The organism is Geodermatophilus sp. URMC 64 (genome assembly GCF_053502555.1).
Window position 1 is genome coordinate 1,397,871 of record NZ_CP199955.1, and the last position, 24,081, is coordinate 1,421,951.

The 24,081-nt window shown below is 74.8% G+C and carries 25 protein-coding genes and 1 pseudogene; 21 read left to right on the forward strand and 5 right to left on the reverse strand.

What is annotated here, in order from left to right; all coding sequences use genetic code 11:
- Positions 1–12: 12 nt before the first annotated feature.
- From ACWIYF_RS06940 to ACWIYF_RS06955, 4 genes are all read left to right on the forward strand, one after another.
- The gene (locus ACWIYF_RS06940; protein ID WP_448627383.1) at positions 13–1,026 is read left to right on the forward strand and encodes a phosphatidate cytidylyltransferase; all 1,014 of its coding nucleotides are present in this window, start codon (positions 13–15) and stop codon (positions 1,024–1,026) included.
- A gap of 1 nt (position 1,027) precedes the next feature.
- Positions 1,028–2,032 carry a DUF2332 domain-containing protein gene (locus ACWIYF_RS06945; protein WP_448627384.1) on the forward strand — a complete coding sequence of 335 codons (1,005 nt, stop codon included), beginning with the start codon at positions 1,028–1,030 and terminating at the stop codon, positions 2,030–2,032.
- Positions 2,029–2,679 carry a TrmH family RNA methyltransferase gene (locus ACWIYF_RS06950; protein WP_448627385.1) on the forward strand — a complete coding sequence of 217 codons (651 nt, stop codon included), beginning with the start codon at positions 2,029–2,031 and terminating at the stop codon, positions 2,677–2,679. Before ACWIYF_RS06945 ends, ACWIYF_RS06950 begins: the two co-directional genes overlap by 4 nt.
- Before the next feature lie 236 nt (positions 2,680–2,915).
- On the forward strand, positions 2,916–3,566 hold the full coding sequence (locus ACWIYF_RS06955) for a hypothetical protein (protein WP_448627386.1): 651 nt from the start codon (positions 2,916–2,918) through the stop codon (positions 3,564–3,566).
- 238 nt (positions 3,567–3,804) lie between these two features.
- On the opposite strand, the gene ACWIYF_RS06960 is transcribed toward ACWIYF_RS06955, so the two are convergent.
- On the reverse strand, positions 3,805–4,569 hold the full coding sequence (locus ACWIYF_RS06960; RefSeq protein WP_448627387.1) for a polyphosphate kinase 2 family protein: 765 nt from the start codon (positions 4,567–4,569) through the stop codon (positions 3,805–3,807).
- A gap of 127 nt (positions 4,570–4,696) precedes the next feature.
- Between ACWIYF_RS06960 and ACWIYF_RS06965 the strand changes: the two genes are divergently transcribed.
- Genes ACWIYF_RS06965 through ACWIYF_RS06975 form a run of 3 tightly spaced genes read left to right on the forward strand, consistent with a single transcriptional unit; the run spans position 4,697 to position 7,708 of the window.
- Positions 4,697–5,764, forward strand: coding sequence for a hypothetical protein (locus ACWIYF_RS06965; protein WP_448627388.1), 1,068 nt, complete (start codon positions 4,697–4,699; stop codon positions 5,762–5,764).
- Between the two features lie 55 nt (positions 5,765–5,819).
- Entirely contained in the window at positions 5,820–6,995 is a 1,176-nt protein-coding gene (rlmN, locus tag ACWIYF_RS06970; protein WP_448627389.1) for a 23S rRNA (adenine(2503)-C(2))-methyltransferase RlmN, read from the forward strand.
- Positions 6,992–7,708, forward strand: a complete 717-nt coding sequence (locus tag ACWIYF_RS06975) for a VIT1/CCC1 transporter family protein (protein ID WP_448627390.1) — start codon at positions 6,992–6,994, stop codon at positions 7,706–7,708. The genes rlmN and ACWIYF_RS06975 overlap by 4 nt, the downstream gene beginning before the upstream one ends.
- 58 nt (positions 7,709–7,766) lie before the next feature.
- On the opposite strand, the gene ACWIYF_RS06980 is transcribed toward ACWIYF_RS06975, so the two are convergent.
- Entirely contained in the window at positions 7,767–8,087 is a 321-nt protein-coding gene (locus tag ACWIYF_RS06980; RefSeq protein ID WP_448627391.1) for a DUF2631 domain-containing protein, read from the reverse strand.
- A 68-nt stretch (positions 8,088–8,155) separates the two neighbouring features.
- On the opposite strand from ACWIYF_RS06980, the gene dxr reads away from it, so the two are divergent.
- The 5 genes from dxr (at position 8,156) to ACWIYF_RS07005 (ending at position 13,465) form a co-directional block, all read left to right on the forward strand.
- Positions 8,156–9,349, forward strand: a complete 1,194-nt coding sequence (gene dxr / locus ACWIYF_RS06985; RefSeq protein ID WP_448627392.1) for a 1-deoxy-D-xylulose-5-phosphate reductoisomerase — start codon at positions 8,156–8,158, stop codon at positions 9,347–9,349.
- A gap of 28 nt (positions 9,350–9,377) precedes the next feature.
- Positions 9,378–10,727 (forward strand): M50 family metallopeptidase, encoded by a 1,350-nt coding sequence (locus ACWIYF_RS06990; RefSeq protein ID WP_448628729.1) that lies wholly within the window; start codon positions 9,378–9,380, stop codon positions 10,725–10,727.
- Positions 10,728–10,836: 109 nt separating this feature from the next.
- Positions 10,837–11,997 carry a flavodoxin-dependent (E)-4-hydroxy-3-methylbut-2-enyl-diphosphate synthase gene (ispG, locus tag ACWIYF_RS06995; protein ID WP_448627393.1) on the forward strand — a complete coding sequence of 387 codons (1,161 nt, stop codon included), beginning with the start codon at positions 10,837–10,839 and terminating at the stop codon, positions 11,995–11,997.
- Between the two features lie 20 nt (positions 11,998–12,017).
- Positions 12,018–12,869 carry a GNAT family N-acetyltransferase gene (locus ACWIYF_RS07000; RefSeq protein ID WP_448627394.1) on the forward strand — a complete coding sequence of 284 codons (852 nt, stop codon included), beginning with the start codon at positions 12,018–12,020 and terminating at the stop codon, positions 12,867–12,869.
- Between the two features lie 113 nt (positions 12,870–12,982).
- Positions 12,983–13,465, forward strand: a complete 483-nt coding sequence (locus ACWIYF_RS07005; RefSeq protein WP_448627395.1) for a GyrI-like domain-containing protein — start codon at positions 12,983–12,985, stop codon at positions 13,463–13,465.
- Positions 13,466–13,475: 10 nt separating this feature from the next.
- Here ACWIYF_RS07005 and ACWIYF_RS07010 read toward each other — a convergent pair whose 3' ends face one another.
- Positions 13,476–14,366 carry a GmrSD restriction endonuclease domain-containing protein gene (locus ACWIYF_RS07010; RefSeq protein ID WP_448627396.1) on the reverse strand — a complete coding sequence of 297 codons (891 nt, stop codon included), beginning with the start codon at positions 14,364–14,366 and terminating at the stop codon, positions 13,476–13,478.
- A 109-nt stretch (positions 14,367–14,475) separates the two neighbouring features.
- Between ACWIYF_RS07010 and ACWIYF_RS07015 the strand changes: the two genes are divergently transcribed.
- Positions 14,476–16,374, forward strand: coding sequence for a penicillin-binding transpeptidase domain-containing protein (locus ACWIYF_RS07015; protein WP_448627397.1), 1,899 nt, complete (start codon positions 14,476–14,478; stop codon positions 16,372–16,374).
- A gap of 44 nt (positions 16,375–16,418) precedes the next feature.
- Here ACWIYF_RS07015 and ACWIYF_RS07020 read toward each other — a convergent pair whose 3' ends face one another.
- Entirely contained in the window at positions 16,419–16,886 is a 468-nt protein-coding gene (locus tag ACWIYF_RS07020; RefSeq protein WP_448627398.1) for a ferritin-like domain-containing protein, read from the reverse strand.
- A 12-nt stretch (positions 16,887–16,898) separates the two neighbouring features.
- Positions 16,899–17,399: a hypothetical protein gene (locus ACWIYF_RS07025; protein ID WP_448627399.1), complete on the reverse strand. Its 501-nt coding sequence runs from the start codon at positions 17,397–17,399 to the stop codon at positions 16,899–16,901.
- 260 nt (positions 17,400–17,659) lie between these two features.
- Between ACWIYF_RS07025 and rimP the strand changes: the two genes are divergently transcribed.
- From rimP to ACWIYF_RS07065, 8 genes and pseudogenes are all read left to right on the forward strand, one after another.
- A complete protein-coding gene (gene rimP / locus ACWIYF_RS07030; RefSeq protein ID WP_448627400.1) occupies positions 17,660–18,268 on the forward strand; it encodes a ribosome maturation factor RimP in 609 nt (202 codons plus the stop codon).
- A complete protein-coding gene (nusA, locus tag ACWIYF_RS07035; RefSeq protein ID WP_448627401.1) occupies positions 18,265–19,398 on the forward strand; it encodes a transcription termination factor NusA in 1,134 nt (377 codons plus the stop codon). The genes rimP and nusA overlap by 4 nt, the downstream gene beginning before the upstream one ends.
- 41 nt (positions 19,399–19,439) lie before the next feature.
- The gene (locus tag ACWIYF_RS07040) at positions 19,440–19,787 is read left to right on the forward strand and encodes a YlxR family protein (RefSeq protein ID WP_448628730.1); all 348 of its coding nucleotides are present in this window, start codon (positions 19,440–19,442) and stop codon (positions 19,785–19,787) included.
- An 84-nt stretch (positions 19,788–19,871) separates the two neighbouring features.
- Positions 19,872–20,012, forward strand: a pseudogene (locus tag ACWIYF_RS07045) (translation initiation factor IF-2 N-terminal domain-containing protein); the annotation flags it as partial.
- 1,020 nt (positions 20,013–21,032) lie between these two features.
- Entirely contained in the window at positions 21,033–22,865 is a 1,833-nt protein-coding gene (gene infB, locus ACWIYF_RS07050) for a translation initiation factor IF-2 (RefSeq protein WP_448628731.1), read from the forward strand.
- Positions 22,866–22,958: 93 nt separating this feature from the next.
- The gene (locus tag ACWIYF_RS07055) at positions 22,959–23,255 is read left to right on the forward strand and encodes a DUF503 domain-containing protein (protein WP_448627402.1); all 297 of its coding nucleotides are present in this window, start codon (positions 22,959–22,961) and stop codon (positions 23,253–23,255) included.
- A 71-nt stretch (positions 23,256–23,326) separates the two neighbouring features.
- Positions 23,327–23,839 (forward strand): 30S ribosome-binding factor RbfA, encoded by a 513-nt coding sequence (gene rbfA / locus ACWIYF_RS07060; RefSeq protein WP_448627403.1) that lies wholly within the window; start codon positions 23,327–23,329, stop codon positions 23,837–23,839.
- Entirely contained in the window at positions 23,836–24,078 is a 243-nt protein-coding gene (locus ACWIYF_RS07065; RefSeq protein ID WP_448627404.1) for a hypothetical protein, read from the forward strand. Before rbfA ends, ACWIYF_RS07065 begins: the two co-directional genes overlap by 4 nt.
- The last annotated feature ends 3 nt before the right edge of the window (positions 24,079–24,081 follow it).

Consider the following 24,081-nt stretch of genomic DNA (forward strand, 5'->3'; position numbering starts at 1 on the left):
GGACCTCCTCCCATGAGCACTCCCTCCGCCGGCGGCCCGCGCCCGCGCGACCCGGGGACCGTCGAGCTGCCCGCGGCGCAGCCGGCCCGCGCGCCGCAGCGCGACACGGGGCCGATCCCGATCGTCGGGGCGCGGCCGGCCCCGCCGCCCCCGCCGCCGCGCCCACCCGTCGCCGTCCCGGACGGGGAAGCGAACGAGCCCGCGCCGCCGCCCCGGAAGAGCCGGGCCGGGCGGGACCTCGGTGCGGCGATCGGCGTCGGCCTGGGCCTCGGCGCGGTCATCGTGGTCTCCCTGCTGGTCTACCGGCCGGCGTTCCTGCTCGTCCTGCTCGCGGCGGTGCTGGTCGGTGTCGTGGAGCTCACCCGCGCCCTGCAGGCCGGGGACTTCCGGCCGCCGCTGGTGCCGGTCGTCGTCGGCGCGGTGGCGATGACGGCGCTGGCCTGGACCCGCGGGCCCAGCGGCCTGGTCGTCGGCTTCCTCCTCACCGTGCTCGCCGTCGTCCTGTGGCGGCTGGGCGACGGGCCGGGGGACTACCTGCGCGACACCGCCGCCGGCGTGCTGGTCGCGCTCTACGTGCCGTTCCTCGCCGGCTTCGCCGTCCTGCTGCTCGTCCCGGACGACGGCGTCGCACGGGTGCTGATCTTCATCGCCACCGTCGTCTGCAGCGACGTCGGCGGGTACGCGGCCGGCGTCCTGCTCGGCAAGCACCCCATGGCGCCGTCGATCAGCCCCAAGAAGTCCTGGGAGGGCATGGCCGGCTCGATCCTCGCCTGCGTCGTCCTGGCCACCCTGGTCCTCACCTTCGCCTTCCACGCCCCGTGGTGGACCGGGCTGGTCTTCGGCACGGCGCTCGCGGCGTCGGCGACCATCGGTGACCTGGGGGAGTCGCTGATCAAGCGGGACCTCGGGATCAAGGACATGGGCCACTTGCTGCCCGGGCACGGCGGGATCATGGACCGGCTGGACTCGCTGCTGCCGTCGGCGGCGCTGGCCTACCTGCTCCTGTCGGTGTTCGCGCCCGTCTGAGATGACCGCACCCACCTCCGCGACCGACGACCGGGCGCACCTCGCCGCCGGCTACCGCAGGTTCGCCGAGGTGGAGGCGGCGCCGGTCTCCCCGCTGTACGCGCGGCTGGCCGCCGCCGTCGCCGAGGACGACGAGATCCTCGGATTCCTCACCGGCCTGCCGACCGGCAAGCGCCAGCCGAACCTGATCTTCGCGGCCGTGCGGTACCTGCACGGCACGCCCGCCGGCCCCGAGGACCTGCGCCGGGCCGTGCTCGAGGACGGCGACCGGTTGCGCGCCACCGTGCTCGCCCGCGCGACGCAGACCAACGAGGCCGCCCGCTGCGCCGCCCTGCTGCCGCTGCTCGCGCGGCTCGACGGCCCGCTGGCGCTGATCGAGGTCGGCGCCTCGGCCGGACTGTGCCTCTACCCCGACCGGTACAGCTACGACTACGACGGCGTCCCGGTCGGCCCGCGCAGCACGGTGCACCTGTCCTGCACGACCACCGGCGCCGTCCCGGTTCCCACGCGCCTGCCCCAGGTCGTCGCGCGCATCGGCATCGACCTCAACCCGCTCGACCCGGCCGACGAGGACACCCGCGCGTGGCTGCGCGCCCTGGTCTGGCCGGGGCCGGCGGCGGCCGACCGGCTGGCCCGCCTGGACGCCGCGACCGCGATCGCCGCCCGCGAGCCCGCTCGGATGCTCACCGGGCACCTGCTCGACCGGCTGCCCGAGGCGGTGGCCTCGGCGCCGGCGGGCTGCACCGCCGTCGTGTTCCACACCGCCGTCCTGGCCTACGTGCCGCGGGCCGAGCGGGCGGCGTTCGTCGCGCTGGCCCGGAGCCTGCCGGTGCGCTGGATCGCCCAGGAGGCGCCCGGCGCCCTGGCCGAGGTCGACGCCCAGCTGAACGATCCCGACGAGGCGCGCGGCCGCTTCGTCCTGTCGATGGACGGCCGGGCGCTGGCCTGGACCGCCCCGCACGGTGGCCGGATCGACTGGTTCGCCGACGGCGGGAGCGACCGGTGAGCGGCGAACCCGGCCCGATCGAGTGGGGGTCGTCGGTCGGCGTCGGCCCCTGGCCCGGGCCCTGGCCGGAGGACCCGTGCTACGACGCGGAGCTGCTGGCGCACGGCGACCGGCGCAACGTCGCCGACCGCTACCGCTACTGGACGGTCGAGGCGATCGTCGCCGACCTCGACGCCCGCCGGCACCCCTTCCACGTCGCGATCGAGAACTTCGGCCACGACCTCAACATCGGGACCGTCGTCCGGACGGCGAACGCCTTCCTGGCCGCCGAGGTGCACATCGTCGGGCGCCGGCGCTGGAACCGCCGGGGGGCGATGGTGACCGACCGCTACCAGCACCTGCGCCACCACGCGGACGTCGCGGGCCTCGCCGCGTACGCCGTCCACGAGGGGCTGACCCTGGTGGCGGTCGACAACGGGCCCGGAGCCGTGCCGCTCGAGACGGCGGATCTGCCGGAGCGGTGCGTGCTGCTCTTCGGCCAGGAGGGGCCCGGGCTGACGCCGGAGGCGCGGGCGGCGGCCGCGACGACCGTCTCGATCGCCCAGTTCGGATCGACCCGGTCGATCAACGCCGGCGTCGCCGCCGGGATCGCCATGCACGCCTGGATCCGGCAGCACGCCGACCTCGGTGCCGATCGGCGCCCGTAGCCGACCATTGATCAGATCTCGCTGATAGCTGTCGAACAGTCGCTCTCCGCGAATTGAACACCCACTCCGTAGCGATGGGAATTCTGTTCATCGACGGTGAGTGACCATTCCGGAAATGATCTCCTCCCCGAAATGCGCCATTACCGATCTGCGTGGCATGCTCTGCGGGCTCGTCCAGTTCATGCACGAGCACCGACCGACATTGGAGAGCGCAACCGAATATCGGGAGAAGTGCCATGCGACGAAGCCTCGCGGTAGGCGCCCTGTCCGCAGTTCTCGTCGGTGCGAGCGCCGGCCCGGCCCTCGCGCATTCGGGTGACGACGACGGTGGCGGGTTCGTCCCGGTCGAGACGGTCATCCCCGAGTACTACGACCCGGTGGAGTTCGAGGCCTGCGGAACGACCGTCAGGTTGGAGTCCGGTGACGTGCGCGAGGTCGAGGTGCGCCGGATCACCCGGCCGGACGGCACGCAGGTGACCACGTTCCGCGGCGCCGCGACGGTGGACCTCATCCGGGCGGACGGCGCGCGGATCGACGAGCTCGACATCTCCGGCCCCGGCAAGGAGATCGTGTCGCCGGACGGCTCGCACGTCGTCACCCTGCTGTTCGGCGCGTCGCTCATCTTCCCCAGTCCCGACCCGGTCGACCAGGCCGCCTTCGACGAGGCGGACCTGCCGGACATCGGCTACTTCGAGCACGGCGCCGTGACCTTCGACGCGACGGTCAACCCCGACACCGGCGAGCTCCTCGCGCTGGACATCGACGTGGACGCCCGCGTCGTCGACCTCTGCCGACGGTTCGACCGCGACGACCACGGTCACGGTGACGGCCACGGGGACGGCCACGACCCCGGGCACGGGGACGGCGACGGCCGCCACGGGGACTGAGGAACCCCGGCAGTTCCCGGCGGGGCGCCCTGACTCCCTGACCCCGAGTGCGGGCCCCCGCCGGGGCGAATTCATGCCACGAATGCACTGTTTCACGCCGGTAGTTCGGAATCCTCGCCGTTTCGAAGCGCCCACGAGTCGTTGCGCCGATCAACGGAAATGGCCTGTTCCCATTTCGGGGCGTGTTCCTGTCAACGCGGAATGAGCTGTCCCGCCGTTTCCGCCACCGTGCCGGACGTCAGGACAACGGCGGATCGGGGTCGATTCCGCGGGCCTTCAGCGCCGATTCCACCGCGTCGCACACGGTGCGGACGACGGCCACCCGCGCCCACCGCTTGTCCTCCGCGGCGACCACGTGCCATGGCGCAACCGGGGTGTCGGTGCGCTCCAGCATCTCCTCGACGGCGGCCTCGTACTCCTCCCGCTTCGCCCGGTTCCGCCAGTCCTCGTCGGTCAGCTTCCAGGCCCGGTACGGGTCGTCGCGGCGGGACTCGAAGCGGCGCAGCTGCTCCTCCGGTGACAGGTGCAGCCAGAACTTGACGATCACCGTGCCCTCGGCCGCCAGGCTGTCCTCGACGTCGACGATCTCGCTGTACGCCCGGCGCCAGTCGTCCTCGGGCGCGAAGCCCTCCACCCGCTCGACCAGCACGCGGCCGTACCAGGTGCGGTCGAACACGGCCATGCCGCCCCAACCGGGCAGCGCCGGCCAGAACCGCCACAGGAAGTGGTGCCGCTTCTCGTCGTAGGTGGGCGCGGAGAACTGGCGCACCCGGACGTGCCGGGGGTCGAGGCGCTCGGTCAGCCGCTTGATCGCCCCGCCCTTGCCGGAGGCGTCCCACCCCTCGAAGAGCACGAGCAGCGGCGGGCCGAGCTCGCCCGGGCCGATCTGCCCGCCCAGGAGCAGCCGCAGGTGCACCAGGCGTTTCTGCGCGACCTTGAGCTGCTTGGCCTCCTGGTCCTTCGACAGCCGCAGCGACAGGTCCACGTCGGTGAGCCGGCTCATGCGCCGAGCTTGGCGGCTGGCTCCCGGTCGCGCCTCCGGGAGTCGGCGCCGGTCGTCCGGCACCATGTTCCGGCTGCGTTCTGTTAGCGGGGGATGACGTTGAGTGGCTGACAGGGAGTGAGCAGCGGTGACACGTGAGGACGACGGGGCTCCGGACCTGGCGGGGACGCCGGCGGCCGGTGCTGCGGTGCCGGAGACCGCGGCCGCGGAGGACGACGCGCGGCCGGACTCGGACCTGTGGGACGAGGCCTGGGTGCCGCGCTGGGTGAGTGACGACCGCGCGGACGACGGGCCGGCGGACGACGAGCCGGCGGCTGAGGAGCCGGCGGACCAGGCCCCGGCGGACCAGGCCCCGGCCGCGGAACCGACCGACGAGGCGCCCGCCACGGACCCGACCGACGAGGCGCCCGCCGAGCTGCCCGCCGCCGAGCCGGATCCCGAGCCGGCCGCCGGATCGATGCCCGAGCCTTCCGTCGCCGTGGAGCACCTGCCCGAGCCCGAGCCGCCCGTCGTCCCGGCGCCGGTGCTGCCGCGGGTCGTGGTGAGCGCCCGCGTGCGGCCCCGTCGCCGGGCGGGGCTCGCGCTCGTGGCCGGCCTGCTCGCCGCCGGCGGCATCGCCGGCGCCGCGCTGCTGGCGAGCTCCTCGGGCTCGGTGCCCGCCGCGGACGTGCGGTCGTCGCCGGCCGAGGTCACCACGCCGGTTCGCCCGACCACTCCCGCCGCACCGTCGACCGTCGGCACCGACGCGTGGACGGCGCCGACGGAGACCGCCGTCCCGACGACCCCCGCCGAGACCCCGGCGCCGGCCGCGCCGGTGCGCGAGCGGGTCCGCACGACCGCGGCCCCGGCGGCGCCGACGACCCAGGCCCCCCTGCCGCCGCCGGCCCCGCCGGTGCTGCCGCTGCCGCTGCCGCCCGTCGTCGTCCCGCCGGTGTCGCCGCCGGCGGCGGTCGTCGTCCCTCCGGCGGACGAGATCCCGGTCACGCCGGAGCCCTCCGGTGACCCAGAGGAGCCGACCGACCCGAGCGACGAGCCCCCCTCCAGCCCGACGCCGACCGACCCGACCGACGAGCCGGTCCCGATCGAGGACGACGGCACGCAGCCCCCGCCGGAGGGCACCGAGACGGCGACGACGACGGCGTCGGAGCCGACCCAGCCGGACATCGGGGGTGTGGCGGGCGCGCGGAGGCAGTGATCTCGCCCGCACGCGGACCCGGGCCGGAGCGGGCGGTGGGACCATGGGGCACGCCATGACTGCCCTGCCCCTCGTCTTCGACGCCCCGCGCCGCGGCAAGCCGCCGCGGCACCTCGCCGACCTCACCCGCGAGGAGGCGCGCGCGGCCGTCACCGAACTCGGGCAGCCGGCCTTCCGCGCCGACCAGCTCGCGCGGCACTTCTACCGGGGCGTCACCGACCCGGCGCAGATGACCGACCTGCCCGCTGCCGCCCGCGACGACCTCGCGCAGGCGCTGCTGCCGGGCCTGCTGACGCCGGTCCGCCACCTGTCGGCCGACGGCGGCCGCACCCGCAAGACGCTGTGGCGGCTGCACGACGGGGCGCTGGTCGAGAGCGTGCTGATGCGCTACCCGGACCGTGCGACGGTCTGCATCTCCAGCCAGGCCGGGTGCGGCATGGCCTGCCCCTTCTGCGCCACCGGCCAGCAGGGCCTGACCCGCAACCTGTCGGCCGCCGAGATCATCGGCCAGGCGGTCGCGGCCGCCGCGGCCATGGCGAACGGCGAGATCCCGGGCGGCCCGGGCCGGCTGTCGAACGTCGTCTTCATGGGCATGGGCGAGCCGCTGGCCAACTACCCGCGGGTGCGCAAGACGCTGGACGCGCTGCTCACCCCGGCGCCGCACGGCCTCGGGCTCTCGCAGCGCTCGGTCACCGTGTCCACGGTCGGCCTCGTGCCGGGCATCCGCCGGCTCACGGAGGAGGGCCTGCACGTCACCCTCGCGGTCAGCCTGCACGCCCCGGACGACGAGCTGCGCGACACCCTCGTGCCGATCAACACCCGGTACAAGGTGGCCGAGGTGATCGAGGCAGCCGACGCCTACGCCGAGCGCACCGGCCGCCGCTACTCGGTCGAGTACGCGCTGATCCGCGACGTCAACGACCAGCCCGAGCGCGCCGACCTGCTCGGCCGGCTGCTGAAGAACCGCCTGGCGCACGTCAACCTCATCCCGCTCAACCCCACGCCGGGCAGTCCGTGGGACGCCAGCCCGCTGCCCGCCCAGCGCGAGTTCGTGGCCCGGCTGCGGGCCGCCGGGGTGGCGACGACGGTGCGCGACACCCGCGGCCAGGACATCGACGGCGCCTGCGGCCAGCTCGCCGCGGCCGACCGGGTGGACGGCGTCCCCGCCGTCGCCCTGCCGGCGCCGTCCCTGGAGCCGCCGGTCGAACTGGGCGCGGAAGCCGATCAGTGAGCGAGGGGACGCTTCCCGCCGAGGCGCACGGGCACACCCACTCCGACGTCTCGGGCGGGTGGTTGCGGGCCGCCGTGTTCGGCGCGATGGACGGCCTGGTCAGCAACACGGCGCTGGTCGCCGGCGTCGGCGGCGGCCGGGTCTCGGCGCACGCGATCGTGCTCACCGGGGTCGCCGGCCTGATCGCGGGCGCCATCTCGATGGCGCTCGGCGAGTACACCTCGGTCAAGACGCAGAACGAGCAGCTCGACCTCGAGGTGGAGCGGGAGCGCGCGGAGATGGAGCGCAACCCCACGGGCGAGGTCGCCGAACTGGCTCAGATGATCATCGACCGCGGCGTCGAGCCCCGGCTCGCGGAGGAGGTCGCCGAGCAGCTGCACCGGGACCGCGAGGCCGCACTGCGGCTGCACATCGTCGCGGAGGTCGGGCTCAACCCCGGGGAGAAGCCCTCGCCCCGGACGGCGGCGCTCTCCTCGCTGTTGACCTTCTCGGCCGGCGCGGTCTTCCCGCTGCTGCCCTACCTGTTCGGCCTGTCGCTGCTGTGGGTCGCGCTGCTCTCCGGCGGGATCGGCCTGTTCATCGCCGGCAGCCTGTCCGCGCGCTTCACCCCGCGGCCGTGGTGGTACGCGGGGCTGCGCCAGCTGCTGTTCGGCGCCGTGGCGGCGGGCGCCACCTACCTCATCGGGACGGCGATCGGGACGACCGTCGGCTGACGGCCTCGCTGCAGGGGCCCACGGCGAGCGTGCGAGTCGTGGGGGGCAGCGAGGTCCTTTATCTGGCGCGCCACGCGTTCTTGCGGCGGATGCGGTCGAACAGGAAGACGACCACCATCAGCGCGGCGAGCGAGATCAGCCAGATGTTCTCGACGTTGCCCTCGTGGTTGCCGATCAGGTAGGCGAGCAGCACCAGCGGGGCGATCCACCAGGTGCGCCGTCCCCACTTGCCCATCTCGCCGTGCCAGCCCCAGTCCTCGGGGCGCTCGTGCTCGACGGGGTGCTCCCCGTGCCGGACGAGGGCCTCCTCGCGGCCGGGCTGGTTCACGCGCTCGGTCGCCGGGTTGTGCTGACGCGATTCCTGGACCACGGCCGTCATCTTGCCAGCCAGGGCGGGCGCGAAACCGCCCGGGCGGGCGCGCCGTGCCGTCAGGGAGGATCGGTGCCGTGGTTGCTCGTGAGGTGACGGTCCTGGGCTCGACCGGCTCGATCGGCCGGCAGGCGATCCAGGTGGCCCAGCAGAACCCGGACCGGCTGCGGATCACCGCGCTGGCCGCCGGCGGCGGGGACGTCGCGCTCCTCGCCGAGCAGGCGCTGAGCCTTGGCGTCCGCACGGTCGCGGTCGCCCGCGCCACCGCCGCGCAGGACCTCCAGCTGGCGTTCTACGCCGCCGCCCAGCAGCGCGGCTGGGCGAAGGGCCGGTACGCGCTGCCCGAGATCCTCGCCGGGCCGCGCGCGGCCGAGGAGCTGGCGGCGCGGCCGGCGGACGTCGTCCTCAACGGGATCACCGGCTCGATCGGGCTCGGCCCCACCCTGGCGGCGCTCGGCGCCGGGAACACCGTCGCGCTGGCGAACAAGGAGTCGCTGGTCGCCGGGGGAGACCTGGTCACGGCGGCGGCCAAACCCGGCCAGCTGGTGCCGGTCGACTCCGAGCACTCGGCGCTGGCCCAGTGCCTGCGCGGCGGCGCCCGCGGCGAGGTGGCGCGGCTGGTGCTCACCGCCAGCGGCGGGCCGTTCCGCGGCCGAAGCGCCGCCGAGCTGGAGGGGGTCACCGTCGAGGACGCGCTGGCCCACCCCACCTGGGACATGGGGCCGGTGGTCACGATCAACTCGGCCACGCTGGTGAACAAGGGCCTGGAGCTGATCGAGGCGCACCTGCTCTTCGGCGTCCCGTACGCCGACATCGACGTCGTCGTGCACCCGCAGTCGATCGTGCACTCGATGGTCACCTTCTCCGACGGCGCGACCATCGCGCAGGCCAGCCCGCCCGACATGCGGCTGCCGATCGCGCTGGCGCTGGCCTGGCCCGACCGGCTGCCCGACGTCCAGCCGGCGCTGGACTGGTCGACGGCGAGCAGCTGGGAGTTCTTCCCCCTCGACACCGACGCCTTCCCCGCCGTGGCGCTGGCCCGGCGGGCGGGCGAGGCCGGCGGCGTGGTGCCCGCGATGTTCAACGCGGCCAACGAGGAAGCGGTCGCCGCATTCTTGGCCGGGAAGCTCGCGTTCTCAGCCATCGTGCAGGTCGTCACGCGTACCCTCGACGCCGCGCCGGAGCTCGGCGCACCCACGTGCGTGGAGGACGTGCTGGCCGCGGAGAAGTGGGCCCGGGAGCACGCCCGCGCCGCCATCGCCGGAGGCTGATCTGTCCGCTCTGCTGACCGTCCTGGGGATCGTCGCCTTCGCGCTCGGCCTGCTGTTCTCCATCGGCTTCCACGAGTACGGCCACTTCTTCTGGGCGCGGAAGTTCGGCATGCGGGTGCCGCAGTTCATGGTCGGCTTCGGGCCGACGGTGTTCTCGCGGCGCAAGGGCGAGACCGAGTACGGCGTCAAGGCGGTGCCGCTCGGCGGCTACATCCGCATCGTCGGCATGATCCCGCCGGCCGAGGAGGGCGAGAGCAAGCGCGCCACCCGGATGCGCAAGTTCATCGCCGAGGTCCGCGGCCAGGCGCTCAACGACATCCGCCCCGGGGACGAGGGCCGGGTCTTCTACGCCAAGCCCTGGTGGCAGCGGGTCATCGTCATGTTCGCCGGCCCGTTCCACAACCTCGTGCTCGCGGTCGTGTTCTTCACCGTCGTCCTCACCGCGGTGGGCACGAACGTCTTCACGACGACGCTCTCCAGCGTCCCGGCCTGCGTGCTGCCCGCCGGCGCGGAGACGGCGACCGACGACAACGCCTGCGACGAGCCGATCCTCACCGCGGGGGCGGACCTCGGGCAGAAGTGCACCCTGGGGACGGCGAACTGCGCGCTGCCCGCGGAGAGCCCCGCGGCCGCGGCCGGCCTGCGCCCCGGCGACACGATCGTCGCCATCGGCGGCCGCCCGCTGGAGACCGACGCCTTCGACAGCTGGACGACGGTCCAGGAGGAGATCCGCAGCTCCCCGGGCCAGGCCGTCGTCCTGACCGTCGAGCGGGACGGCGACCGGCGCGACGTGACCGTCACGCCCATCGAGAACACCGTCTACGTCGAGGCCGGCAGCGCCGAGACCACGACGGCCGGCTTCCTCGGCGTGAGCCCCACGCCGGGGTTCGCCCGCCAGTCGATCGGCGACGTGCCGGGCTACTTCGGCATGGTGATCTCGCAGTCGGTGCAGAAGCTGGTGCAGATCCCCGAGCGCATCCCGCAGGTGTTCCGGGCGGCGTTCCTCGGCGAGGAGCGGGACCCGAACGGCCCGATCGGCGTCGTCGGGGTCGGCCGGATCTCCGGCGAGGTGTTCGCCGAGCAGAACTTCAGCGGCATCCAGAAGGTCAGCCTGTTCCTCAGCCTGCTGGCCTCGATCAACCTGGTGCTGTTCCTGTTCAACCTGCTGCCGATCTACCCGCTCGACGGCGGGCACATCGCCGGGGCGCTCTACGAGAAGGCGCGGGCCACCGTGGCCCGCCTGCGCGGCCGGCCCGACCCCGGCCCGTTCGACATCGCGCGGCTCATGCCGGTGGCCTACCTGGTGGCCGGCGTGTTCCTCGTGCTGTCGGCGCTGCTGCTCGTCGCCGACGTCGTCAACCCGATCACCCTCGGCTGAGGCCCCCTCCAGGGCACCGCCCCGAGCGTGCGAGGGGTGGGGAGGAGGGGGTCCTTGATCACACGGCTGCTCCCGGCGTGAGCCGGAACGCCGGGCGATACTGGGAGCCATGGCGATCCCCGTCAGCCTCGGCATGCCCGAGGCGCCCCCGCCCGTGCTCGCTCCCCGCCGCAAGACCCGGCAGCTGAACGTCGGCGGGGTGGGGGTCGGCAGCGACTTCCCGATCAGCGTGCAGTCGATGACGACGACGAAGACCGCCGACGTCAACGCGACGCTGCAGCAGATCGCCGAGCTCACCGCCTCGGGCTGCCAGATCGTGCGGGTCGCCGTCCCGGACACCGACGACGCCGAGGCGCTGCCGCAGATCGCGAAGCACTCGCAGATCCCGGTGATCGCCGACATCCACTTCCAGCCGCGGTACGTGTTCGCGGCCATCGACGCCGGGTGTGCCGCCGTCCGGGTCAACCCGGGCAACATCAAGAAGTTCGATGACCGGGTCGGCGAGATCGCCAAGGCGGCCAAGGACGCCGGCATCCCGATCCGGATCGGCGTCAACGCCGGCTCGCTGGACAAGCGGCTGCTGGCCAAGTACGGCAAGGCCACGCCCGAGGCGCTCGTCGAGTCGGCGCTGTGGGAGTGCTCGCTGTTCGAGGAGCACGACTTCCGCGACATCAAGATCTCGGTGAAGCACAACGACCCGGTCGTCATGGTGCGCGCCTACGAGCTGCTCGCCGCGCAGTGCGACTACCCGCTGCACCTCGGCGTCACCGAGGCCGGCCCGGCGTTCCAGGGCACGATCAAGTCCGCCGTCGCCTTCGGCGCGCTGCTCTCCCAGGGCATCGGCGACACGATCCGCGTCTCCCTCTCCGCCCCGCCGGTGGAGGAGGTCAAGGTCGGCACCCAGATCCTGGAGTCGCTGAACCTGCGCCAGCGCGGGCTGGAGATCGTCAGCTGCCCGTCGTGCGGCCGCGCGCAGGTCGACGTCTACCGGCTGGCCAACGAGGTCACCGCGGGGCTCTCGGGCATGGAGGTCCCGCTGCGGGTCGCGGTCATGGGCTGCGTCGTCAACGGCCCCGGCGAGGCCCGCGAGGCCGACCTCGGCGTCGCCTCCGGCAACGGCAAGGGGCAGATCTTCGTGAAGGGCGAGGTCATCAAGACCGTCCCCGAGTCGCAGATCGTCGAGACGCTGATCGAGGAGGCCCTGCGGCTCGCCGGGGAGTCCGCCGAGGACGGCGCCCCCGCCGGGTCGCCGGTCGTCACCGTCTCCTGACCGGCGCCCGGCTCGCCTCGATGCTCCGCACGCAGCCCGCCCGGGTGCTCGGCGAGGCCGACGAGCCGGCCGTGCTCCGGCTGCTGGCCTCCGACCCCGTGGCCGCCTGCGTGCTCGCCGGGCGGGTCGAGGCCGCCGGGACCTCGCCGACCACCCTGGGCGCCCCGCTCTGGGGCGTGGGCAGCGGCGAGACGCTCGACGCCGTCTGCCTCGCCGGGGCCAACCTCATCCCGTTCGCCGCGCCCGGCGCCGAGCGCGCCGCCGCCGCGGCCTTCGCCGAGCGCGCCCGGCGGGCCGGCCGCCGCTGCTCGACCATCGTCGGTCCCGCGACGTCGGTCGCGCCGCTGTGGGACCTGCTCGCCCCGTACTGGGGCCCGTGCCGAGACCACCGGCCGCGCCAGCCGCTCATGGCCATCGAGGGCCCGCCCGCCGTCCCGCCGGAGCCGCGGGTGCGCCCGGTGCGCCCCTCCGAGCTCGAGGTGCTGATGCCGGCCGCGATCGCCATGTTCACCGAGGAGGTCGGCGTCAGCCCGCTGCGCGCCGACGGCGGCGTCGGGTACCGCGCCCGGGTCTCCGAGCTGGTCCGGGCCGGGCAGTCGCTGGCCTGGATCGAGGGCGGCGAGGTGCTGTTCAAGGCCGAGATCGGCGCGGTGTCCCGGGCGGCCTGTCAGATCCAGGGCGTCTGGGTCGCGCCGGCCTACCGCGGCCGCGGCGTCGGCACGGTCGGGACGGCGGCCGTCGTCGAGTACGCCCGCACCGCCATCGCGCCGGTCGTGAGCCTCTACGTCAACGACTTCAACGCCCCCGCCCGCGCGGCCTACCGCCGGGTGGGCTTCCGCGAGGTCGGCCGCTACGCCAGCGTGCTGTTCTGACCCGTCCCGCCGGGCCGGAGAGGGGTGCGCACGGCGCGTCGAGAGGCCACCATGGGCGCTGCCCGAGCCGGGGTAGCCGACCCCGGCCGCGGGTCACCTCCCCGGGAGCCGCGATGGCCACAGGGCTCATCGAACTGGTCGAGCACGAGCCGCAGCGGGTGGCGGTGGTCCACGGGAACGTGGGCAACTCCGAGTTCGACGACTTCCTCGCGCGCGCGTTCAGCGAGGTCCGGGCGCTGCTGGCCGACCAGCACCGGACCGCGGCCGGACCACCCTTCGCCCGCTACCGGGCGACCCGGCGAGGGATGGACGTCGAGGCCGGCCTGCCCGTCGAGGACGGCGTCCGGCCGTCGGGCCGGGTGACCGTGGAGACCCTGCCCGGCGGCGCGATGGTGACGGCGCCGCACCACGGCGACCACGACACCGTCGGCTTCACCTACGAGACCCTCTGGGAGTGGCTCGCCGGCAACGGCTGGGTCGCCACGGGCGACCCGTGGGAGTCCTACGTGGACCTGCCCGGGGCCTCTCCCGTGACCGTGGTGACCGTGCCCTGCCGACGGGTCCCCCCGGCGCCGCCACACCACTTCCACAACTGACCGGCGGAGGTCACTCGCAGGCCACGCCGTCGCCGTCGCCGTCGAGCTCGGGGCGGTAGCCCGGCTGCCCCTCGCGCAGCGGCGCGGCGCCAGCGGCCCGGGCGGCGTCGCAGCTCGCGTAGCCGTCCTCCGGAGGGGAGGACGGCGCCGGGACGTCGGCGCGCACTCCGCCGGGCAGCGGCTCGCCCGGGCAGGTGCTGAGCACCGTCGCGGCTGCGTTCTTCTCCGCGCCGGTCATCCAGAGGCCGTAGGAGATCTTGACGGCCACCTGCCGGGCCACGTACGCGCAGCGGTAGGACCGGTTCGGCGGCAGCCAGGTGGCCGCGTCGCCGTCCCCCTTCTGCGTGTTGAGCGAGCCGTCGACCGCCAGCAGGTTCAGCGGGTCGTTGGCGAAGGCGACGCGGCGCTCGGCGGTCCAGCCCTGCGCGCCCTTCTGCCACGCGTCGGAGAGCGCGACGACGTGGTCGATCTGCACGTCGTCGCTGGTGCCCTCGCCCCGCACGAACGCGATGGTGGTGCCGGAGTACGGGTCGTCGAGCGTGCCGGTCCGGACCACGCAGTCGTGCGTGCCCGGCGCGAACGTCTCGTCCACGAGGTCGCGGGCGAGGACGTCGTTGCGGGTGTCGCAGCCGTTGCGGTCGGTGTCGACCCAGCCGGAGCCGAACTCGTCCCGCGCGTACCCCGTGCGCGGCGCGCGGCCCTTGACGTCGACGGCGGCCAGCGCCGCGAGGGCCGAGGACGGCGGGGCGGCCTCGACCGCGGACGTCGCCGCCGGGTCGTCCAGGACGTCCGTCGGCGCGCCCGGTCCGGCCGACGGCAGCGGCGTGCACCCGGCGAGACCGGCCAGCAGGACGACGCCGGCGACCGCCGACCGCACGGATCGGCCCGACTGCTGCCTCACGAGGTTCCCCCTTCCACCGCGACGGTAGGTGAGCGCCCGGCCCCACCCGGAAGCGACCCTCCGCGCGTGCGCCTCGGCGCCGGCCGGCCGATCTGAGAGGCTGGCCGTCGTGCGTAGACGGCGGGGGAGAGCCCTGGTCCTGACCGCGGCGCTGCTGGCCGCGCCGGTGCTGACGGCGTGCTCGGGATCGGCGGAGGACGACGTGCGGGCGGCCGCGCAGGACTTCCTCGACGAGTGGACCGGCGGCTCCCCGGACGCCGCGGCGAAGCTGACCAGTGACCCCGCGGCCACCACCACCCTGCTGCAGCAGACCGCCGAGGACCTGCCCGACGCGACGCTGTCCGCCGAGCTCAGCCGGGTGCGCGTCGACGGCGAGCAGGCGACCGTCGCCTGGACGGCGACCTGGGACCTCGCCGCCGCGCCCGACTGGAGCTACGACGCGACGCTGGACCTGCGGGAGGGCGACGACGGCTGGCAGGTGGTCAGCGCGCCGACGATCGTCAGCCCGGAGCTGGGGGAGGGGCAGCACCTCGCGCTGACCCGCAGCCTGCCCGAGCGGGCCGCGATCACCGACGCCACGGGAGCGCCGCTGTTCACCCCGACCGAGGTGGTCAACGTCGGCGTCGACCCCGGTCAGGTCACCGACCTGCCCGCGCTCGCCGCCGCGCTGTCCGCGGCCACCGGCATCGACGCGCAGCAGATCGTCACCGACGTCCAGAAGGCGCAACCGGGGCAGTTCGTCCCCGTCATCACGCTGCGCCGTCCCGACTTCGAGGCGATCCGCGCCCAGGTGTTCGACCTGCCCGGCGCCGTCTTCCCGACCGACACCCGGCTGCTGGCGCCGAGCTCCCGCTTCGCCGTGGGCCTGCTGGGCCGGGTCGGCGCGGCAACCGCGGAGGTGCTCGACGAGACCCGGGGCGACGACGACGGGCCGCTGTACGCCGCCGGGGACCAGCTCGGGCTGTCCGGCCTGCAGCGGGCCTTCCAGGAGGAGCTGACCGGCACCCCCGGCTTCACCGTGTCGGTGGTCAGCACCGACGAGAGCACCGGCGACGAGGGGCGCGAGATCGCCTCGGTCGCCCCGGAGCCCGGCACGCCGGTCCAGACGCCGCTCGTGCCGGCGATCCAGAACGCGGCCGACGCCGCCGTGGCCACGCAGCAGCTGCCGGCGCACATCGTGGTCGTCCGACCCGGCACCGGCGAGATCCTGGCCGTCTCGTCGAACGAGGCCGCCGACCCGGGCAACGCGCTGCGCGGCCAGTTCCCGCCCGGCTCGAGCATGAAGACGATGACGGCAACCGCGCTGCTCACCGCCGGCGCCGTCACGCCCGACACCCCCGTGGCCTGCCCCGGCACCACCGTGGTCGAGGGCCGCGAGTTCGAGAACGAGGACCAGTTCGACCTGGGCACCGTGCCGTTCACCGAGGCGTTCGCGCAGTCCTGCAACACCACGTTCATCCAGCTCGGCCTGGAGCTGCCCGACGACGCCCTGGCGCAGGCGGCAGCCTCGTACGGCGTCGGCTCCGAGTGGGACCTCCCCATCGGGATCTTCAGCGGCGAGGTGCCCTCCGACGCGACGGGCACCACCAAGGCCGCCGACGCGATCGGGCAGGGCCAGGTGCTGATGAGCCCGGCGCAGATGGCGCTGGTCGCCGCCGGCATCGCCAGCGGCACCCCGGCGCCACCGGTCGAGGTGGTGGGCGCCGATCCGGCCGGCGACGCGCCGTCCGGGCCGTCGCAGCAGGTCCTCGACGCCCTCCGGCCGCTGATGCGGCAGGTGGTGCTCAGCGGGACGGCGACGGCACTGGGCGACCGCGGCGAGGTCTACGGCAAGACCGGGACGGCGGAGTTCGGCGACAAGACGCCGCCGGACGCGCACGGCTGGTTCGTCGGCTACCGGCTCGGCGGGACGCAGGGTGACATCGCCTTCGCCGTCCTCGTGGAGGGCGGGCAGTCCAGCAGCGCCGCCGTCGCGATCACCGACGCCTTCCTCGGCAACCTGGGCTGATCCGGAGGGGATTCGTCTGCGTGACGCGCACGAATCCCCTCCACTTACTGCTCCGGGAGCCCGGGGAAGGCGGTGGTCACCGGGGTCTGCCCCGCCGCGGTCCGCCAGCCGACGGCGCGCACCTCGGTGGCGCCGAGCGTCTCGACGGCTAGCACCCGCACGTCGCGGTCGGCCGCGCCGCCGAGCACCCGCACCCAGGCCCCGGCAACGCCGTTCTCGAGGACGACGGCCAGCGCGGCGGCGTCGACCGCGGACAGCACCGGGAAGGGGAGGTCGTACGCGGCCTGCGCCGGCACGGGGTCGGCCTCGCGCTCGTCCAGCATCGCGACGAGCTGGTCGCGGACGTCGCGGTGGGCGCCCTCGGACACCCCTGCCGCCGCACGGGCGTCGGGCGCGAGCGCCGCACCCACGACGCCGTAGCCCCACACGGCGGCGTGCTCGGCGGCCAGCGCCTCGCGCAGGGCCGAGGTCTCGGTGCGCGCGTCGACCTCGGTGCCGGTGTCGTCAGCCATTCGCCGTCCCCCTCACGCGAGCTGTGCGTCCTGGCCGCGCAGCCCCGCGGCGATCGAGCCGAGCAGCGCGGCCCGCGCCCCCGTCTGGTCGAGGCAGGCGGCGGCGTGCGAGTCGGCCGTCGCGGCGACCTGGCTGCGCAGCCAGGCCCGGGCGTCCGGGGCGGCCGGCGCAACGGCGTTCGACGACGAGGCGCTGGCGGAGGAGCCGGGCGCCGCCGCCTTCAGCCGGTCCAGCTGCTCCTGCGCCTGCGCCGCGAGGTCGGCCACCTGCAGCGCCGGGTCCGCCGTCGTCGCGGCCGTGAAGGCCGCCACGAGGGCCTCCTGCACGGTCACCTGCCCGGCGAGCTCGTCGGCCTGCTGCGGGGTCACCGAGGCCTCGTCGTCGGACGGCGTGCACCCGACCAGCAGCGCGCCGAGCCCCGCCGCGGAGGCGGCGAGCAGCGTGCGGCGGGAGAAGGCCGTGCGCGCGCCGGGTGGGGAGGACACCGCGGCGAGGGGGGTCGTGGGGGCCATCACCGCAATCCTGACAGCCGGGACCGCGGAGGGCCGCAACGCCCACCGGCGACCCTCCGGGCGCGTCACACCCGTCCCGTCCGGCACGGTCGCGCCTGCGATGGCCCGCGTCCGGGCCGAACGTGCGCGACCGCCGGGCGGTAGCCTGACCACTTCCCGCCGTTCCCGGCCCGACCAGCATCTGGACCGTCCCGGACGGCGGGTCTGCCGTGCGCTAGAGAGCCGATCGAGGACTGCGATCGAGCCAGGAGGAGGAGCCCGTGTCCGCGTCTCGCGGCAGCCGACGGCCCGATCCGGCGACCGAGCGGCTGGCCGGCTGGATCGAGCCCGTCGTCGGCGCCGCCGGCTACGACCTCGAGGAGCTCGTGGTCACCCCGGCCGGCCGGCGCAGCGTCGTCCGGGTGGTGGTCGACCGCGACCACGGCGTCACCCTCGACGACATCGCGGAGGTCAGCCGGGCGGTCTCCGCGGTCCTCGACGACAACGACGGCGACCTGGGCCGCGCGCCCTACGTCCTCGAGGTGACCAGCCCCGGGGTCGACCGGCCGCTCACCGAGCCGCGGCACTGGCGGCGCAACGTCGGCCGGCTGGTCTCGGTCGCGGTCGGGCCGGCCGGCTCGGCCGAGCAGGTCACCGCCCGGATCACGGCCGTGGACGACGCCGGCGTCACGCTGGCCGTCGAGGCGAAGGGCAAGCCGGGAGCGAAGAAGCGGGCGCCGGTGCCCCGGCAGGTCCCGTGGGCCGCGCTGGGCACCGGCCGGGTGCAGGTCGAGTTCGGCCGCACCGCGGCAGGGGAGGACGACGAACCCGAGAACGACCTCCCGGACGACGAGGACGTGCGCGCGGGGAGCGACGGAGGAGAACGGTGAACATCGACGTGACCGCGCTCAAGGCGGTCGAGCGCGAGAAGGGCATCCCCGCGGACACGGTCATCGAGGCGATCGAGTCGGCACTGGTGACGGCCTACCGGCACGCCGACGGCGCGGCCAAGCACGTGCGCGTGCACGTCGACCGCAAGACCGGCGAGGTCGCCGTCCTGGCCCAGGAGCTCGGGCCCGACGGCGAGGTGGTGCGCGAGTGGGACGACACCCCGTCCGACTTCGGCCGGATCGCGGCCAGCACGGCCAAGCAGGTCATCGTGCAGCGGCTGCGCGACGCCGAGCACGAGCAGACCTTCGGCGAGTACGCCGGCAAGGAGGGCGACATCGTCAGCGGCATCGTGCAGGCGCACGACCGCCGCAACGTCCAGGGCACGGTGCTCATCGACATCGGCAAGGTCGAGGCCGTCCTGCCCCCCGCCGAGCAGGTGCCGGGGGAGACCTACGCGCACGGCACCCGGCTCAAGGCCTACGTGGTCTCGGTCTCCCGCACCTTCCGCGGTCCGCAGGTCACCGTCTCGCGCACCCACCCGAACCTGGTGCGCAAGCTGTTCGCCCTCGAGGTGCCCGAGATCGCCGACGGCAGCGTGGAGATCGTCGCCGTGGCCCGCGAGGCCGGGCACCGGTCCAAGATCGCCGTCCGCACCAAGGTGGCCGGGCTCAACGCCAAGGGCGCGTGCATCGGCCCGATGGGGCAGCGGGTGCGCAACGTCATGAGCGAGCTGCACGGCGAGAAGATCGACATCGTCGACTGGTCGGAGGATCCCGCCACGTTCGTCGCCTCCGCGCTCAGCCCGGCCCGGGTGAGCAGCGCCCGGGTGGTCGACCCGCAGGCCAGGGCGGTGCGGGTGGTCGTCCCCGACTACCAGCTCTCCCTGGCCATCGGGAAGGAAGGGCAGAACGCCCGGCTCGCCGCGCGGCTGACCGGCTGCCGGATCGACATCCGCAGCGACGCCCAGCCCGACGACGACGCGGCCACCCCGTCCCCGGGCATCGGCCGGCCCCCCCTGCGCTCCGGTGTGCCCGCCGGCGGTCCCGGTGGACGCGGCCAGGCCCCGGGAGGGGGAGGTCACCGTCCCCCGCCACGCCGGGCGGAACATCCCGGTCCCGCCGCGCGCTAGACTCCGAGGTGGCCGAAACGTCGATCCCGGTGCGCACGTGTGTGGGCTGCCGGAAGCGCGCTCCGGTCACCGAGCTGCTGCGTGTCGTCGCGCGGAACGGGGAACTCGTCCCTGATCCGCGGCGCCGGCTCCCCGGCCGGGGTGCGTCCCTGCACCCCACGCCGGAGTGCCTGCACGCAGCGGAGCGACGCCGGGCCTTCGTCCGGGCGCTGCGCTGCAGCGCCCCGCTGGAGGTCGGTCCGGTCCGGTCCCACGTCCTCGGCGTCTCCCCGGAGGCGCACGCGGGCGCGGAGCCGGAACGGGCACAGACAGCACGACAGACCCGCAGTTCCACAGTCGGGCCGGCACCAGGCCGGCCCACGCGTCGAGAGCAGGACGTCGTCGGATGAGTCAGCCGTGAAGTTCCCACGATGACCATGCACCACTAGCGACAAGGTCGAGCGGGCAAGCCGCCGGCCTCGAAGAGGAGATCCGTGCCAGGCAAAGCCCGTGTACACGAACTCGCCAAGGAGTTCGGTGTCGACAGCAAGACCGTGCTCGCGAAGCTCAAGGAGCAGGGCGAGTTCGTGAAGTCCGCCTCGTCCACCGTCGAGGCCCCGGTGGCCCGTCGGCTGCGTGAGGCGTTCGTCGCCGGTGGTTCCGGCGGCTCCGGCAACGGTGGTGGGGCGCCCGCTCCGGCGCCGGCCGCCCGCCCCGCCGCTCCGGCAGCCCCCGCTCCGCGTCCCGCCGCTCCGGCGGCGGCCGCACCCGCCGCGCCGGCCGCACCCGCGGCGCCGGCCCAGCCGGCCGTGCGCCCGTCCGGTCCGACCCCGGGCCCGCGCCCGGCGCCCCGTCCCGCCGCGCCCCAGGCTCCGGCGGCCAGCGCTCCGGCGGCCAGCGCTCCGGCGGCCAGTGCTCCGGCGGCCGGCGCTCCGGCTCCGTCCGCTCCGTCCGCCCCGGCACCGGGCGCCCCTGCGCCCGGCCCGCGTCCGGCCGCGCCGGGTCCGCGCCCGGCTCCCGCCGGTGGCGCGGCGCCCGGTTCGGCGCGTCCCGGCGCGCCCGGCCCGCGGCCCGGTCCCCGTCCGGCCCCGCGGCCGGGCAACAACCCCTTCAGCAGCGCGCCGCGTCCCGCCCCCGCGGGCGGCGGCCCGCGTCCCGGCCCGGCCGCTCCCGGCGCCCGGCCGGCCCCCGGTGGCCCGCGTCCGGGTCCCGGTGCCGGCGGTCCGCGTCCCGCGGCCGGTCCCGGCGGCCCGCGTCCCGGCCCGGGTGCCGGCGGTCCGCGTCCCGCGGCCGGTCCCGGTGGTCCCCGGCCGAACCCGGGCATGATGCCGCAGCGCCCGTCGCCCGGCATGATGCCGCCGCGGCCGGCCGGCGGTGGCCGTCCCGGTGGCCCGGGTGGCCCCGGTGGCGGTCGTGGCCGTCCGGGCGGTGGCCCGGGTGGCGGCGGCGGTGGCTTCCGTCCCGGCGGCGGTGGCGGCGCCCCCGGTGGCGGCGGCGCTCCGGCCGGCGGTGGCTTCCGCGGCGGCGGCGGCGGCCGTGGCCGTGGGCGCGGCGGTTCCGGTGCGGGTACCGCGGGGGCCTTCGGGCGTCCCGGTGGTCGCGGACCGGTCCGCGGGCGCAAGAGCAAGAAGCAGCGGCGTCAGGAGTTCGACTCGATGGCGGCGCCCAGCATGGGCGGCGTCAGCCTGCCCCGCGGCAACGGCCAGACGGTCCGCCTGCCGCGCGGTGCCTCGCTGACCGACCTGGCCGAGCGCATCGGCGCCCAGCCGGCCGCCCTGGTGACCGCCCTGTTCCACCTGGGCGAGATGGTCACCGCCACGCAGTCGGTGAACGAGGACACGCTGCAGCTGCTCGGCGCCGAGATCGGCTGGGACATCCAGGTGGTCAGCCCCGAGGACGAGGACCGCGAGCTCCTCGAGACCTTCGACCTCACCTTCGGCGACGAGGGTGACGAGGAGGACTGGGAGGCCCGCCCGCCGGTCGTCACGGTCATGGGTCACGTCGACCACGGCAAGACCAAGCTGCTCGACGCCATCCGCAACACCAACGTGGTGGCGCGGGAGGCCGGCGGCATCACCCAGCACATCGGCGCCTACCAGATCGTCACCGAGCTGGAGGGCGAGGAGCGGCCGATCACCTTCATCGACACCCCGGGTCACGAGTCGTTCACCGCGATGCGTGCCCGCGGCGCGAAGGTGACCGACATCGTCGTCCTGGTGGTCGCCGCCGACGACGGCGTCATGCCGCAGACGGTCGAGGCGCTCAACCACGCCCAGGCCGCCGACGTGCCGATCGTGGTAGCGGTGAACAAGATCGACAAGGAGGGGGCCAACCCCGCCAAGATCCGCCAGCAGCTCACCGAGTACGGCCTGGTGGCCGAGGAGTACGGCGGCGAGACGATGTTCGTCGACGTCTCGGCGACCACCCGCCAGGGCATCGAGGACCTGCTCGCGGCGATCCTGCTCACCGCGGACGCCTCGCTGGACCTGCGGGCGAACGCCCAGCAGGACCCGCAGGGTGTGGTCATCGAGGGCAAGCTGGACAAGGGACGCGGCCCCGTGGCCACCGTCCTGGTCCAGCGCGGCACGCTGCGGGTCGGCGACTCGATCGTGGCCGGCGACGCCTACGGGCGCGTCCGGTCGCTGCTCGACGAGCACGGCACCAAGCTCAAGGAGGCCCTGCCGGCCCGCCCGGTGCAGGTCGTCGGCCTCACGTCGGTGCCGCGCGCCGGTGACACGTTCCTCGTCGTCGACGAGGACCGCGTGGCCCGGCAGATCGCCGACCGCCGGCAGGCCCGCATCCGCAACGCGCAGAACGCCTCGATGCGCAAGCGGATCAGCCTCGAGGACCTCGACGCAGCGCTCAAGGAGACCCGCCAGCTCAACCTGATCATCAAGGGCGACAACTCGGGCACCGTGGAGGCGCTCGAGGAGGCCCTGATGAAGATCGAGGTGAGCGACGACCTGTCGCTGCGGGTCATCCACCGCGGCGTCGGCGGCATCACCAAGAGCGACATCGACCTGGCGCTGGCCGACGACGTCATCGTCCTGGGCTTCAACGTCCGGGCCGAGGGTCAGGCCACCGAGCTGGCCAACCGCGAGGGCGTCGACGTCCGGTACTACTCGGTCATCTACCAGGCGATCGAGGAGATCGAGGCGGCCCTCAAGGGCATGCTCAAGCCGGAGTTCGAGGAGGTCGCGCTCGGGACGGCGGAGGTCCGCGAGGTCTTCCGGGTGCCGAGGATCGGCAACGTCGCCGGTTCGATCGTCCGCAGCGGGACGATCAACCGGAACTCGAAGGCCCGGCTGGTCCGCGACGGCGTCGTGGTCGCCGACAACCTCACCGTCGAGTCGCTGCGCCGCTTCAAGGACGACGTCACCGAGGTCCGCGAGGGCTACGAGTGCGGTATCGGCCTGGGGTCGTTCAACGACATCAAGGTCGAGGACGTCATCGAGACGTTCGAGGTGCGCGAGAAGCCGCGCGCCTGAACAAGGACCCCCGTGCCCCCCGGCGTCCGAGCAAGCTCGGACGCCGGGGCCCTGCACGGGGGCCGTTCCAACACCTCAGCAGGGGGTAGTCCGGTGTTCACGGGGGCGCTGACCGCCGACCTGCTGCTGGGCGACGTCCACTCGCTCAAGGGCAAGCGCGCCGTGGTCCGGCCGATCGTGGCCGAGCTGCGGCGACGCTTCGCGGTGGCCGCCGCCGAGGTGGGCGACACCGACCTGCACCGCCGCGTGCAGGTCGGTGTCGCCACCGTCGCCGGGGACGCCGGTCAGGTGACCGACGTGCTCGACGCGTGCGAGCGGTTGCTGGCCGAGCGGCCGGAGGTGACGCTGCTGTCGACGCACCGACAGCTGTTCTCCGATACCGACGACTGAGCACCGGTCGAGCAGCCCCTCGTCCCTGTCCGCCCGGCGCACTGCTGCGCCCCGACACCCAGGAGGGTCCGATGGCCGATCCGGCCCGCGCCCGCAAGCTGGCCGTCCGCATCCGGCAGATCGTCTCCGCCGCGATCGAGATGCAGATCAAGGACCCCCGCCTGGGCATGGTCACGGTGACCGATGCCCGCGTGACCAACGACCTGCGCGAGGCCACGGTCTTCTACACGGTCTTCGGCGACGACACCCAGGTCGCCGACTCGGCCAAGGCCCTGGCCAGCGCCACCGGAGTGCTCCGCTCCACCGTCGGCCGGCAGACCGGGGTGAAGTTCGTCCCCACGCTGACCTTCGTCGCCGACCACGTGCCCGACACCGCCCGTGAGCTGGACGAGGCGCTCGAACGGGTCCGGCACGCCGACGCCGAGCTGGCCCGTGCCCGGGAGGGCGCCCGCTACGCCGGGGACGCCGACCCGTACCGGCGTCCGGCTGAGCGTCTGGACGACGACGAGACTGCCGATGAGAGTGCTGACGACGTCGACGCCCTCGGGCAAGCCGTGCCCGCCGATCCCTGGAGCCGTTCGTGAGCGAAGTGGACCCGGATCCCCAGCTCCCCGACGAGGGGCAGGACCGCGCCACCCTCGGCGGCCGGCAGGAGCCGGCCACGGGTGATCCCACCGAGGGCGGCAAGCGCGGGGAGATCGGCGAGGCGCCGAGCATCGCCGCCGACGAGCCCGGCGACGGGACCAGTTTCCCGGTCGGCGGCGGGCACGTGAGTGAGGAGTCCGACGCCGCGCCTGTCGCCGACCCGGGCCCGGGCGCCTGAGCC

What these genes read in the sequence shown, in the direction of transcription:
- ACWIYF_RS07020 (WP_448627398.1), bottom strand. Translation starts at nt 16,886, where the DNA reads ATGGCTGACGACACCGGCACCGAGGTCGACGCGCGCACCGAGACCTCG.
- infB (WP_448628731.1), top strand. Translation starts at nt 21,033, where the DNA reads ATGGCGGCGCCCAGCATGGGCGGCGTCAGCCTGCCCCGCGGCAACGGC.
- ACWIYF_RS06945 (WP_448627384.1), top strand. Translation starts at nt 1,028, where the DNA reads ATGACCGCACCCACCTCCGCGACCGACGACCGGGCGCACCTCGCCGCC.
- ACWIYF_RS07005 (WP_448627395.1), top strand. Translation starts at nt 12,983, where the DNA reads ATGGCCACAGGGCTCATCGAACTGGTCGAGCACGAGCCGCAGCGGGTG.
- ACWIYF_RS06955 (WP_448627386.1), top strand. Translation starts at nt 2,916, where the DNA reads ATGCGACGAAGCCTCGCGGTAGGCGCCCTGTCCGCAGTTCTCGTCGGT.
- rbfA (WP_448627403.1), top strand. Translation starts at nt 23,327, where the DNA reads ATGGCCGATCCGGCCCGCGCCCGCAAGCTGGCCGTCCGCATCCGGCAG.
- ACWIYF_RS07000 (WP_448627394.1), top strand. Translation starts at nt 12,018, where the DNA reads ATGCTCCGCACGCAGCCCGCCCGGGTGCTCGGCGAGGCCGACGAGCCG.
- ACWIYF_RS06940 (WP_448627383.1), top strand. Translation starts at nt 13, where the DNA reads ATGAGCACTCCCTCCGCCGGCGGCCCGCGCCCGCGCGACCCGGGGACC.
- ispG (WP_448627393.1), top strand. Translation starts at nt 10,837, where the DNA reads ATGGCGATCCCCGTCAGCCTCGGCATGCCCGAGGCGCCCCCGCCCGTG.
- ACWIYF_RS07025 (WP_448627399.1), bottom strand. Translation starts at nt 17,399, where the DNA reads ATGGCCCCCACGACCCCCCTCGCCGCGGTGTCCTCCCCACCCGGCGCG.
- ACWIYF_RS06960 (WP_448627387.1), bottom strand. Translation starts at nt 4,569, where the DNA reads ATGAGCCGGCTCACCGACGTGGACCTGTCGCTGCGGCTGTCGAAGGAC.
- ACWIYF_RS06980 (WP_448627391.1), bottom strand. Translation starts at nt 8,087, where the DNA reads ATGACGGCCGTGGTCCAGGAATCGCGTCAGCACAACCCGGCGACCGAG.
- rlmN (WP_448627389.1), top strand. Translation starts at nt 5,820, where the DNA reads ATGACTGCCCTGCCCCTCGTCTTCGACGCCCCGCGCCGCGGCAAGCCG.